At 64.3% G+C, this 13,051-nt stretch carries 9 protein-coding genes; 7 read left to right on the forward strand and 2 right to left on the reverse strand.

The features are described from left to right. Positions 1–95: 95 nt before the first annotated feature. The 7 genes from ispG (at position 96) to clpB (ending at position 9,870) form a co-directional block, all read left to right on the forward strand. A complete protein-coding gene (gene ispG / locus ACE3TY_RS01815; RefSeq protein WP_374650346.1) occupies positions 96–1,214 on the forward strand; it encodes a flavodoxin-dependent (E)-4-hydroxy-3-methylbut-2-enyl-diphosphate synthase in 1,119 nt (372 codons plus the stop codon). A gap of 69 nt (positions 1,215–1,283) precedes the next feature. Beyond that, positions 1,284–2,528, forward strand: a complete 1,245-nt coding sequence (gene hisS, locus ACE3TY_RS01820; RefSeq protein WP_374650348.1) for a histidine--tRNA ligase — start codon at positions 1,284–1,286, stop codon at positions 2,526–2,528. Position 2,529: 1 nt separating this feature from the next. Continuing rightward, positions 2,530–3,774 carry a glutamyl-tRNA reductase gene (gene hemA, locus ACE3TY_RS01825; RefSeq protein ID WP_374650350.1) on the forward strand — a complete coding sequence of 415 codons (1,245 nt, stop codon included), beginning with the start codon at positions 2,530–2,532 and terminating at the stop codon, positions 3,772–3,774. A gap of 107 nt (positions 3,775–3,881) precedes the next feature. Further along, positions 3,882–4,958, forward strand: a complete 1,077-nt coding sequence (prfA, locus tag ACE3TY_RS01830) for a peptide chain release factor 1 (protein WP_374650352.1) — start codon at positions 3,882–3,884, stop codon at positions 4,956–4,958. After that, positions 4,955–5,818 carry a peptide chain release factor N(5)-glutamine methyltransferase gene (prmC, locus tag ACE3TY_RS01835; protein ID WP_374650354.1) on the forward strand — a complete coding sequence of 288 codons (864 nt, stop codon included), beginning with the start codon at positions 4,955–4,957 and terminating at the stop codon, positions 5,816–5,818. Before prfA ends, prmC begins: the two co-directional genes overlap by 4 nt. 322 nt (positions 5,819–6,140) lie before the next feature. Further along, positions 6,141–7,043 (forward strand): DUF4167 domain-containing protein, encoded by a 903-nt coding sequence (locus tag ACE3TY_RS01840; protein ID WP_374650356.1) that lies wholly within the window; start codon positions 6,141–6,143, stop codon positions 7,041–7,043. Positions 7,044–7,272: 229 nt separating this feature from the next. Then, positions 7,273–9,870 (forward strand): ATP-dependent chaperone ClpB, encoded by a 2,598-nt coding sequence (gene clpB, locus ACE3TY_RS01845; protein WP_374650358.1) that lies wholly within the window; start codon positions 7,273–7,275, stop codon positions 9,868–9,870. A gap of 95 nt (positions 9,871–9,965) precedes the next feature. On the opposite strand, the gene ACE3TY_RS01850 is transcribed toward clpB, so the two are convergent. Together ACE3TY_RS01850 and ACE3TY_RS01855 are read right to left on the reverse strand one after the other, a co-directional pair. Then, on the reverse strand, positions 9,966–10,451 hold the full coding sequence (locus ACE3TY_RS01850; protein WP_374650360.1) for an HPP family protein: 486 nt from the start codon (positions 10,449–10,451) through the stop codon (positions 9,966–9,968). A gap of 192 nt (positions 10,452–10,643) precedes the next feature. After that, positions 10,644–12,314 carry a peptidoglycan DD-metalloendopeptidase family protein gene (locus ACE3TY_RS01855; RefSeq protein ID WP_374650362.1) on the reverse strand — a complete coding sequence of 557 codons (1,671 nt, stop codon included), beginning with the start codon at positions 12,312–12,314 and terminating at the stop codon, positions 10,644–10,646. Positions 12,315–13,051: the final 737 nt, after the last annotated feature.

Consider the following 13,051-nt stretch of genomic DNA (forward strand, 5'->3'; position numbering starts at 1 on the left):
CCAATTCAGCCACCAGGGTTGCCTGGAGGAAGTGACGCCGGCGGGCGATGCCCCCGGCGCCAAGCCCCTTAGCCAATTGTGAGCGACATCGAACCATGAGCGTCCGGCCCTATCGCGATATCCTGCGCCGTAAATCCCGCCAGATCCGGGTCGGCAACGTCCTGGTCGGCGGCGACGCACCGATCAGCGTGCAGACCATGACCAACACGCTGACCACGGATGTGGCCGGCACCGTGGCGCAGGTCAACGCGGCGGCGGCGGCCGGTGCCGATATCGTGCGCGTCTCCTGCCCCGACGAAGAATCGACCAAGGCCCTCAAAGAGATCGTCAAACAGGTCTCCGTCCCGATCGTCGCGGACATCCATTTCCACTACAAGCGCGGCATCGAGGCGGCGGAAGCGGGGGCGGCGTGCCTGCGCATCAACCCCGGCAATATCGGCAGCGCCGATCGGGTACGCGAAGTGGTGAAGGCCGCCAAGGATCATGGCTGTTCGATGCGCATCGGCGTCAATGCGGGCTCGCTGGAGCGCGAATTGTTGGAGCGCTATGGCGAACCCTGCCCGGAAGCGATGGTGGAAAGCGGCCTCAACCATGCCCGCATCCTTGAGGACCACGACTTCCGGGAATTCAAGATCAGCGTCAAAGCCTCGGATGTGTTCCTGGCCGTGGCGGCCTATCAGGGGCTGGCCGATGCCTGCGACTATCCGCTCCATATCGGCATCACCGAAGCCGGCGGCACGCGTATCGGCACGGTCAAATCATCGATCGGCCTGGGCTCGCTGCTTTGGGCCGGGATCGGCGACACGGTGCGCGTCTCCCTTTCGGCCGATCCGGTCGAAGAGGTGAAGGTCGGCTTCGACATATTGAAGTCGCTGAATTTGCGCCATCGCGGGGTCAACATCATCTCGTGCCCGTCCTGCGCGCGGCAGAATTTCGACGTCATCAAGACCGTCGAGGCGCTGGAGAAGCGCGTCGCCCACATCACCACGGCGATGTCGGTCAGCATCATCGGCTGCGTCGTCAACGGCCCGGGCGAAGCGCGCGAGACCGATATCGGCTTCACCGGCGGCGGCAACAACACGCACATGGTCTATATCGCCGGCAACCAGCACCACCGGCTGAAGGACCAGGATATCGTCGAGCATATGGCCGAGCTCATCGAGCAGAAGGCGGCGGCGATCGAAGCAGCAAAGAAGGCGGAAGCCGCCGAGTAGCGGGCCATTCCGCCGTCCTCCGCCGACCCTCGCCATCTCCCGCAATCAGACCACCCGGATCACCCAATCATGTCAGCCTTGCAGCCGGTGCGCGGCACCCACGATCTGTTGCCCGACGAGATGCGGCGCTTCCGCCAGGTGGCGGACACGGCGCGCCGCGCCGCCTTGTGCTTCGGCTATCACGAAGTGGCGACGCCCATCTTCGAATTCACCGAAGTGTTCAAGCGTACGCTGGGTGATACGTCCGACGTCGTCACCAAGGAAATGTATACCTTCACCGACAAGGGTGGCGAGACGGTCACCCTGCGGCCCGAAGGGACGGCGGGCGTTGCGCGTGCGCTCATCTCGGGCGGCCTCTCCCAGCATCTGCCGCTGAAATATTTCTATGTCGGTCCGATGTTCCGCTATGAACGCCCACAGAAAGGGCGCATGCGCCAGTTCCACCAGACCGGGGTCGAGTTGCTGGGCGTCAAGGAGCCGGGCGGCGATGTGGAGGTGATCGCGATCGGAGTCGAGTTTCTGCGCCGCATCGGTGCCTGGGAGCGCTGCGAGCTGGAGCTCAACACGCTGGGCGATACAGCGAGCCGGCAGGCCTATCGCCGCGTGCTGATCGAATATCTCAACGACTTCCGCGACCGTCTGTCGAAGGACAGCCTCGACCGGCTGGAGAAGAATCCCTTGCGCGTACTCGACAGCAAGGATGAGGGCGACCAGAAAATCGTCGCCAATGCGCCGATCTATACCGACTATTTGAGCAGCGAGGCGCAGGTTTTCTTCGGCGAAGTCAAGCAAGGTCTCGATGCGCTGGGCATCGGCTACCGGATAAATCCGCGGCTGGTGCGTGGGCTCGATTATTACTGCCATACCTGCTTCGAGATCACCTGCCCGGAGCTTGGTGCCCAGAAGACCGTCCTGGCCGGCGGCCGCTATGACGGCCTTGTCGGCATGATGGGCGGGCCGGAGACGCCGGGCGTGGGTTGGGCCAGCGGTGTCGAGCGCTGCTCCATGCTGCTGAGGGAAACGCCTGCTGCACCGCGCCCCATCGCCATCGTGCCGCTGGGCGAGGCCGCCGAACGCAAGGCCGCCCAGCTTGCCGGAGAACTGCGGTCGAAGGACTTCATGGTCGATCTGGGCTATGGCGGCAATATGGGCAAGCGCATGAAGCGCGCCAACAAGGTCGAGGCGGCCGTCGCCGTCATTCTGGGCGATGACGAACTGGCGCGCGGCGAAGTCGCGCTCAAGATCCTCGATACGGGCGAGCAGAAGACCGTGCGCCTTAACGATCTGGAGGCGGCGCTCGGCGCCTATCGGTGATTTGCTTGGGATAGCGCCGCGCACATTCCTGGTGGTCGGTGCCGAACATAAACGGGCGCCCATCCTGCTGCGCGAGCATTTGCAGGGCGACGAGTCCGACGCGCTGCGCCTGTTGTCGCGTTGCCGCGAGACGGGCCTCGACCAGGCCATGGTTCTGGCGACCTGCGACCGTTGCGAGGTCTGGGCGGCGGTCGAGGATCCCGCACGCGCCATCGCCGACATCAGCGCACTGATCGCCGAGGCGGCCGGGCAGAATGCGGGCGAAATCGCGCCGCAGCTGCATGCGCTGAGCGACGAAGCGGCCTTGCGCTACGCTTTCGCCGTGGCGGCGTCGCTGGAAAGCCAGGTGGTCGGCGAGCCGCAGGTGCTGGGCCAGGTCAAGGACGCCTATCGCCTGACGACACGCGCCGGCATGTCCGGGACGATGCTGGATGCCGTGCTGCAGGCAGCACTCGCCGCAGCCAAGCGCGTGCGCACCGAGACCGACATCGCCGCGCAATCCGTTTCCATGGCGGCCTGCGTCGTGAAGGTAGCGCGCCAGGTCCATGGCAAGCTCGACAAGGCGGCGGCGCTGCTGCTGGGCGACGGGGATCTGGGCGAACTGGTGGCCGACCAGCTCACCGAAGCCGGGATCAAGCGCTGGGCTGTCGTGCATCCACTGGCGGCACGCGCCCGCGAGCTGGCCGCCCGCCGCCAGGCACATGCTTTTTCGCCGGCGCAGATTGGCGAAGCCCTGGTCGATGCGGATATCGTCGTGGCATCGCTCGACAGCCTTGCCTATATCGTCACGGCGCCGATCGTCGAGGCGGCGCTGAAGAAGCGCCGCCGCCGGCCGATCCTGCTCCTGGATCTGGCCGTGCCCGGCGATATCGACCCTTCCGTCGACAAGGTCGACGATGCCTTCCGCTATGCCTTCGACGATCTCGAGCGCCTGGCGATGACCGGGCGCAAGGAACGCGCCGAGGCGCAGGCGGCGGCCTTTGCGCTCATCGATGCGGAGCTCACGCAGTTCCAGCGCGCGCAAGCGGAGCGGGGTGCGGCGGATACCGTCTCGACCTTGCGGGCGCATTTCGAGGCGGAGCGCGCGGCGCTGCTGGCCGAGAACCCGCAGATGGACGGTGCGGAACTCACGCGCCGCCTGGTGGCGCGGCTGCTGCACCGCCCGACCCTGGCGTTGAAGCAGGAGCAGCCGGACAAATCGCTCGATGCAGCCGCGAGGCGGCTGTTCGGGCTGGATGGGGAGTAGCTAGGATTTAGTGGAGTTGCGGATAGTCCCCCTCACCCCAACCCCTCCCCGCGAGGGGAGAGGGGCGGGGTGAGGGGGATCTCGCCAAAGGGAAGTAAGAGAAGACTATGTCGTTTCGCGATAAGCTTGGCCGGGTGGTCAAGCGTCATGAGGAACTTTCCGCGCTGCTGGCCACGGGCGGGCAGAAGGACGCGCAGGAATTTGCGCGCCTCTCCAAGGAATATTCCGATCTCGGGCCGATCGTCGAGACCATCACTGAACTGCAGAAGACCGACCGGGAGATTGCCGATCTCACCGCCATGATGGCCGACCCGGCAGCGGATGCCGAGATGCGATCGCTGGCGGAAGAAGAGCTGGCCGAGCTGAAGAAGCGCCTGCCGGACCTTGAGCAGAAGGTGAAGGTCTCGCTGCTGCCCAAGGACGAGGCCGATGCCAGGAACGCCATCCTCGAAGTGCGCGCCGGCACCGGCGGCGAGGAGGCGGCCCTGTTCGCCGCCATGCTGTTCCGCATGTATGCGCGCTATGCGGCCTTGAAAGGCTGGCGCTTCGAGCCGATGGAAATCAGCGAGACGGGGCTTGGCGGCTACCGGGATGCGACGGCCTCGATCACCGGACGCAATGTGTTCGAGCGCCTCAAGTTCGAATCCGGTGCCCACCGCGTGCAGCGTGTACCGGAAACGGAAGCCTCGGGCCGCATCCACACCTCGGCGGCGACCGTGGCCGTGCTGCCGGAAGCCGAAGAAGTCGATATCAAGATCGATGAAAAGGATCTGCGCATCGACGTGTTCCGCTCCAGCGGCCCCGGCGGGCAGTCGGTCAATACGACCGACAGCGCCGTCCGCATCACGCATCTGCCGACCGGCCTTGTCGTGCAGCAGCAGGATGAGAAGTCTCAGCACAAGAACAAGGCCAAGGCGCTCAAAGTGCTGCGCGCACGCCTTTACGATCTCGAACGCTCGAAGCTCGACGCCGAACGCTCGGCCAACCGCAAAAGCCAGGTAGGCTCGGGCGACCGGTCGGAGCGCATCCGTACCTACAACTTCCCGCAGGGGCGCTGCACGGATCACCGCATCAACCTGACGCTCTACAAGCTCGACCGCATCATCGAGGGCGAAGCGCTGGACGAGATCGTCGAGGCGCTGATCGCGCACGACCAGGCCGAACGCCTCGCGGAAGTCGAATGACGCAACGCATCGCCGATCTCCTGAGCGAGGGGATGAAGGCCCTCAAGGCGGCCGGCGTCGAGGCGCCGGCACGCGAGGCGCGGCTGCTGCTGGGTGTTGCCGCGCAAGTGACGCCCACGATCATGATCGGTTTTCCAGAACGCACGGTCGGTGCGGAAGCGGCCGAAGCCTATCTCGCCCTCATCGCGCGGCGCGTGGCGCGCGAGCCGATCTCGCATCTCATGGGCGTGCGGGAATTCTGGTCGCGGCCGTTCCTGGTGACGCGCGACGTGCTCGACCCGCGCCCCGACAGCGAAGCGCTGATCGCGGCCGTGCTGGACGAGATTTACGACAAGCGCCAGCCGCTGCGGCTGCTCGATTTCGGTGTCGGTTCCGGCTGCCTGCTCCTGACCCTGCTGGCCGAACTGCCGCAGGCCGGAGGCTGGGGTGTCGATCTCAGCGCGGCGGCATTGACGGTGGCGGCACGCAACGCAGCGGCGCTGGGACTTGCCGGCCGCGTGAACTGGCGGCGGGGAAGTTGGGACAGCGCGTTGCAGCCGGGCGATCCGGCAGCCTTCGACATCATCGTCAGCAACCCGCCTTATATACGCAGCGGCGATATTGCCGGCCTCGAGCCGGAGGTCGCACGACACGAACCGCACCTGGCGCTGGATGGTGGCGCCGACGGCCTCGACGCCTATCGGCAATTGGCGCCGGCCATCGCCCGGTGCCTCGCCGCGGGTGGCCTTGCGGCACTGGAAATCGGTCAGGGCCAGGGCGAGTCGGTGCGCGCGTTGATGACGCAGGCCGGATTGGCCGATGCCGGCAGCGCTTTCGACCTCGGCGAGCGGGAACGCTGCCTGCTGTTTCGCAAGGCGTGAAATAGGCTGCGTTCTCAACCGATTAGGTATTCCAGGCGGAATCCGTCACCAGATCGTCGCAGAACCCGGTTCGGGCAAAAAAGTTGTTGGAATTAAAGGACGAAGCGGATACGGTTTGCGCGGCATCGGGGCGAGCAATTGGGTGACGACCGAGAGGGTCGAACCGCCCCCACCGGGCCTCCGCACATTACGTTCATTCCGGGACGTTTAAGCCGGGGAGTCTGAACCTGCCATCGGCAGTCGGTTGACTGTCTTCGATGGCCGTTGGACCACGGGACCCTGCGGAATGGCCGACGCCGCAACAGAAGCGAATGATCGACGCATGAGACCAGGCAATAACAACAATCGGCGCGGCCGCAATCGTGGTCCGCGCAAGCCGCATGGCGGCATGCCCAATAAAAGTCAGAGTTTCGACGGCGGATCCGATACCAGGGTCCGCGGCAATGTCTATCAGGTGCTGGAGAAGTATCTGCAATTGGCGCGCGATGCCGGTGTTGCCGGCGACCGCGTTGCCGCGGAAAACTTCCTGCAGCATGCCGATCACTATTACCGCGTGATCACGACGATGAATGACGGCCAGCGACCGCGAGTCGGCGGGCGCGAGATTTCCGTGGCCGACGTCAATGTGCAGAATGTGAGCCAGGGCCTGTCGGCGGCACTCTATAGCGGCGGTCCGTCGCAGCCGAACATGAGTGACGGCGGCAGCGGCAACCCGGCGCCGCAGCAGGGCAACGGCAATCCACGCGGCAATGAAGGCTTCAGCGGTCAGGGTGCCAATAGCGGCAATGGCCAGGGCAATGGTGCCGGTGAAGGCGCCGACAGCAATCGCGCCGATGGCGAGGCCGGCGACTATCCGCAGCAGGGCCAGCAGCGGGGCAACCGCAACCGCCATCAGGGCCGCCAAGGCGATTATCGCCAGAACGATCGGCAGAACGACCGCCAAGGCGGCGAATTCCGCGATCGCAACGAGCAGCGCAACCAGCCGCAGGCAGCCGAACCGGTAGCCGCCGCCGAGCCGCCCATGGCACCGGTCGCCGACGAGCAGCCGGATTATCCAGAGCATCTGCTGCCGCCGGCCGGAGAAGCCGCGCCAGAGCCTGCAGCCCGTGCCTCTCGCGAGCCGCGTACCCCACGCAGCCGCCTGCGGACCCGGCGCCCGCGCACGGCGGAAGGCGAGGGCGATGGCGCCGCCGAACCCGCACCCGCGGTCGAAGGTGGCGAATAAACGCGTTCCCGCCCGGCGTCATTTTGGCGCAGGTCTCGTGAGCGGAGAAAAATCAAGGGCCGGGACGGCGACGTTCCGGCCTTTTGCTTTTCCAGCCCCTTGTTTTGGCGTTAACCTTTTCCATATTCCCTATTGAACCCGGGGGAGTTCGGGCAAGAGAATTTCCCTAAGAGCGGCATCTAGCGCCATGTGCCTCCAAGAGGGCGTGGCCGAAAGAGGGCTATACGATATGGATATGGAAAAATTCACCGAGCGGTCCCGCGGCTTCCTGCAGGCGGCGCAGGCGCTCGCCTTGCGGTCGGGCCATCAGCGGCTGTCGCCAGAGCATCTGCTGAAGACCCTGCTCGACGACAAGGAAGGCATGGCCGCCAATCTGATGCAGGCGGCCGGCGCCGATCCGGCGCGCGCCTTGTCCGCGGTCGAACGCGAACTCGACAAGCTGCCGCGTGTCGAAGGCAGCGGCGCGGGCCAGGTCTACATGTCGCCCGAATTGGCGCGCCTGCTGGGCCAGGCCGAAGAGGTGGCACAGAAGGCCGGGGACGGTTTCGTCACGGTGGAGCGCCTGCTGCTGGCGCTCGCCATGGCCGGCGACACGCCAGCCGGGAAGCTGCTGAAAGAGGCGGGCCTCGTCCCGCAGAAGCTCAACCAGGCGATCAATGAACTGCGGAAAGGCCGCAAGGCCGACAGTGCCAGTGCCGAGGAAGGCTATGACGCATTGAAGAAATATGCGCGCGACTTCACCCAGCTGGCGCGCGAAGGCAAGCTCGATCCGGTCATCGGCCGCGATGAGGAAATCCGCCGCACCATCCAGGTACTCTCGCGCCGGACCAAGAACAATCCGGTCCTCATCGGCGAGCCCGGTGTCGGCAAGACGGCGATCATCGAAGGCCTGGCGCTTCGCATCGCCAATGGCGACGTGCCGGAGGGCCTCAAGAACCGCAAACTGATGTCGCTCGACCTTGGCGCCCTCATCGCGGGCGCCAAGTATCGCGGCGAATTCGAGGAACGGCTGAAATCCGTGCTGCAGGAGATCGCGGCGGCGGCCGGCGAGATCATCCTCTTCATCGACGAGCTGCATACGCTGGTCGGCGCCGGCAAGGCGGAAGGGGCGATGGACGCCTCCAACATGCTCAAACCCGCCCTGGCGCGCGGCGAACTCCATTGCGTCGGCGCCACCACGCTCGACGAGTATCGCAAGCATATTGAGAAGGACGCGGCCCTCGCGCGGCGGTTCCAATCGGTCTTCGTCTCCGAACCGACGGTGACGGACACCATCTCTATCCTGCGCGGCCTCAAGGAGAAATACGAACTTCATCACGGCGTTCGCATTACCGATGCGGCGATCGTGGCGGCGGCCACTCTGTCGAACCGCTATATCACCGACCGCTTCCTGCCGGATAAGGCGATCGATCTTGTCGACGAGGCCGCCTCGCGCCTGCGCATGGAAGTGGAATCGAAGCCGGAGGAGATCGACGAGGTCGACCGCAAGCTCATCCAGCTGAAAGTGGAGCGCGAGGCACTGAAGAAAGAGACGGACGCCGCCTCCAAGGAACGCCTGCAGCAGCTTGTCGAGGAAGTCGAAGGGTTGGAAGCGAAATCGCGCACGCTTACCGCGCAATGGAAGGCCGAGAAGCGGAAGATCGACGACGCGCAGAAGCTTAAGGAGCGCATCGACCAGGCTAAGAGCGAAGTCGATCAGGCGCAGCGCAACGGCAATTTCGCCCGCGCCGGCGAGCTCACCTATTCGGTCATTCCCGATCTCGCCAAGCGTCTCGCCGAGGCCGAGCAGGCGGCGGAGCACCGCATGCTCAACGAAGTGGTGAAGGAAGAGGATATTGCCGGCGTGGTCTCGCGCTGGACCGGCATTCCGGTCGATAAGATGCTGACCGGCGAGCGTGACAAGCTGTTGGCAATGGAGCAGTCCATCGCGGCCCGCGTCATCGGCCAGGACGAGGCGGTGAAGGCCGTCTCCAACGCCGTGCGGCGCGCACGTGCCGGCCTGCAGGATCCCAACCGGCCGATCGGTTCCTTCCTGATGCTGGGTCCGACCGGTGTCGGCAAGACGGAACTGTGCAAGGCACTGGCCGGGTTCCTGTTCGACGACGATCAGGCGATGGTCAGGATCGACATGTCGGAGTTCATGGAGAAGCATGCGGTCTCGCGTCTCATCGGCGCGCCGCCGGGCTATGTCGGCTATGAAGAAGGCGGCGTGCTGACGGAAAGCGTGCGCCGCCGGCCCTATCAGGTGATCCTGTTCGACGAAGTTGAAAAGGCGCATCCCGACGTCTTCAACGTGCTCCTCCAGGTGCTCGATGACGGACGCCTTACCGACGGCCAGGGCCGCACGGTGGATTTCCGCAACACGATCATCATTCTCACCTCGAATCTGGGCAGCGAATATCTGGTGGCCTTGGGCGAGGGCGACGATTCGGACAAGGTGCGCGATCAGGTGATGGGTGTCGTGCGCCAGGCCTTCCGACCGGAATTCCTCAACCGCCTGGACGAAGTGATCCTGTTCCATCGCTTGAGCCGCCGGAACATGACGGGTATCGTCGATATTCAGCTGAAGCGCCTCGAAGCGCTGCTTGCCGACCGCAAGCTGGAACTGGAACTCGACCAGAAGGCCAAGGAATGGCTGGCGGAAGCCGGCTACGATCCGGTCTATGGCGCGCGGCCGCTGAAACGCGTCATCCAGCGCGAATTGCAGAACCCGCTGGCCTTGCTGATCCTCGAAGGCAAATTCAAGTCGGGCGAGACGATTGCCGTCTCGGCCGATAAGGACGGCCTCACTATCGGCGGCGCGAAGCTCTCGCAAGTGGCGGCCTGAGACACGCGACAATCTCTGAGACACGCGACAATTGATGAAGCCGCACGGCGGAGCGATCCGCCATGCGGCTTTTCCCTTGTCGGCGAACGGTCCCGCTATTCCGCCGGTTGGGACACGGACGCCTGTTTCGCGGCTTGGATCTTCCATTGCGGCAAGCGGCGGCCGAGCAGTGACATGATGGCCAGCGCCACGACGCCGATGGTGAAGGCGGCCAGCGGAAACTCGCCATTGCCGAGCATCACCAGGATAGGGATGGCCACGGCCGGCGGGTGCAGGATATCGAGCGCCTCGAGCGCCAGAATCGCACCGCCGGTCGCCAGGGCGACGCCCCACCATTCAGGCGGCAGGGCGTCCTTCAGCAGCACCGAGATGACGGCGGCAACCATATAGGCCGCGATGAGCACGTTGGGCGCCGAGCCAGGACTGCGCGGCTGCGTGAGGATGGCCAGGATGCTCGGCGCGAAGGGAGCCATCAGCAAGGGCTGCGACGAGAGATGGGCGATGAGCGCCAGAATGCCTACAGCCAGGACAACCAGGCCTGCATTATGCAGCCGGCGCGCGAGTAGTAACAGGAACCGCATGTGAAATAGACCTTGCGATGTAGAATGTCATGGGATGTTAAGGATCGAGCGGCCGTCGTCCAATCGAATCACCGGATCGCTTCATCAGGTCCATTTATTAAAGAACCCCAGGAAAAAGCGGCGGGATCCAGGATCGCCGCCGCTTTTGCCGATGACATGTGTGGAAGCCGCCGCTCGTTTCCGGCAGCCTTTTCAGTTCTGGCAACCCTGGGGATCGGCGCAATCGGTTGTCGGCGCATCCGGCCGCTCGGCGATTTCGACTGCACCGCGCATGCGCTGGCGGTCGGAATCGATCGCTGCGACCTGCTCCTTGAAGGCCTTGAGGTCCTTGCCGGCGAGTTTGGTGCTGCCGGTCGACTTGATCTTCTTCGGGTTCACTTGAACGCCGTCGACCAGGACTTCGAAATGGAGGTGCGGGCCGGTTGAACGACCGGTGGTGCCGACATAGGCAATCACCTGGCCCTGTTTGACCTTGTCGCCCTTGTGCAGGCCCTTGGCGAAGCGGCTGGTATGGGCATAGGCGGTCTGATAGGTGCCGTTATGCTTGATGCGCACGTAATTGCCATAGGCGCCCTTGGGCCCCATCTCGATGATCGTGCCATTGCCGGCGGCGTAGATCGGCGTCCCCGTCGGCGCGCCGAAATCCATGCCCTTGTGCATCTTGGTGTAGCCGAGAATCGGATGCTTGCGCGCGCCGAAGCCGGACGTGATTCGCGCACCGTCGATCGGGGTCGCCAGCAGCGTCTTGCGCACGGCTTCGCCCTTCGAATTGTAGAACTCGCCTTCACCGTCACGCTCGAACCAATAGATCTGTCGCGTGACGCCGCTGGTGTTGAGGGCGGCGTAAAGCATCTGCCCGGTCCGGGCCAGTTCGCCATCGGCGTTCTCGAGCCGCTCGTAGACGATCTCGAACGTATCGCCTTCCTGGATATCGCGCTGGAAGTCGACATCGTAGGAATAGGCCTTGATGACATCGGCGATGACGGAGCTGGGCAAGCCCGCCTTCATCGCGGCGTCGTAGAGGCTGAATGTAATCACGCCGGCGGCGCGCGCGCGCGTCTCCGTGAGCGGCTTGTCGATCGCCTCGGCCACCAGTTCGCCTTTGGAATCGCGGCTTACCGTGACGTCCCGCTCAACCGAAGGCTCCAGGCTGAGGCTTACCAGCTGCGGCTGCGGCGTCGTCACGACACCGCCGGCGGCCGTGGTGAGGTTGAGCGTGATTTCCTGGCCGGCTTTCAGGCTGCGCGGCGAGAAGACGTCGGCGAGGGCGCCCACGGTGTCTTTCGCTTCGGTCTCGGAAAGGCCGGCTTCGACGAGCACGCCATAGAGCGTATCGCCGCGCTGCACTTCGATGACTTTCTGGATGTCGCGCTTGGCTTCGAGCACGACCGAATCGTCGGCATCCCAATCGCGGCGGCCGGCGCCCATGCCGAATTCGGCGGCCACCGTCTCGAGCGGCGAGGCGAAGACCGGTTCGATCGGCGCGGCACTGGGAACCGGATCGGCGGCAACGGTTTCAATATCGAAGTCGGTGTCGGGCGTGGGCTCGAGCGCGCTGCCCGGCATCAAGGTCGTAAGGGCAGGAGCCGCGACAAAAGGCGTCGGCGCCACGCTGCCGGCTTCGGCCGCGGCGACACTGAATGTGTTGGCGTCGGCTGCACTGGGAATGCGCTGCGCCCAGACTGGCAGGGTTTCGTCGCCGCCGAGCGTGCCGAGATTGGCAAAGCCTTGCGCCACGGCCTGCGTGCCTGAAAAGGCAGCGACAAGATCCGACGCCAAGGAAGGCGATACGCTCGCGGGACGATGAGCCTCGAACGCGCCGACACCGCCCATGATGGCGATACCGGCAGTGGTGTAGGTCAAATAGCGCCGAAGAGTGCCCCAAACATGCGTGTGCGGCTTTTGCAAAACTGTCACCAACTACCCGAACTTTTGTTTATTGCGCCGGATTACCCGGTTCCGAATATCGCCTTGAGCGATTTCCCCCGGAAACGGGTGTTCAAGCATGAAAGCAATCCTGACCTTGCCCCCCGGGCGGGAGTCTTGTCAACCCAGAATTCCCCAAGCAGATCAAAACATTATGTGATTAACGAAGGGGCCGGCGGCAATATTTGCAAATATAGTTAACGAAGGTCGCGGTTTTGTTAAGTGTCGGTGCGGTGGTGCCGGTCTGCCACTCGGAACCCGCCGGAGCCCGCGGGCCGGCGAAAAATATCGACCGGCGCGCAAAAAATCGACCCGTCGCGGCGTTGCGACGCGGGTCCGGGCCTTGTTCGGAGGCGTCTAGGTGCCTAATTTACCTAGTGTTTCCGCCGCTTTCCGCCATTCTCGCGGATTGTTACGAAAATAATTAAGACGGGCGTTGACAGCGTCGGAAAAGGGGGGGTATAAGCCGCTCCCTCGACGCGGCCCACCGGCCACCGGGTGCAAGCCCGGGAGACACTGAGCTACGGTTCAGAAGCAAGCGACGAGCAGCTATTTGACATTGTGATTATTCGAAGAAGGGATACGCGGGCGGCGGGTCTTTGGGCATGTTGCTTGAGGATTTTAGTGAGCCGTTTTGCGTGTTTCTGATGGAGACCTTGGTCTATTTGGTGGCT

Source organism: Dongia sp., from assembly GCF_041918875.1.
In the GTDB taxonomy this organism is placed as follows: domain Bacteria; phylum Pseudomonadota; class Alphaproteobacteria; order Dongiales; family Dongiaceae; genus Dongia.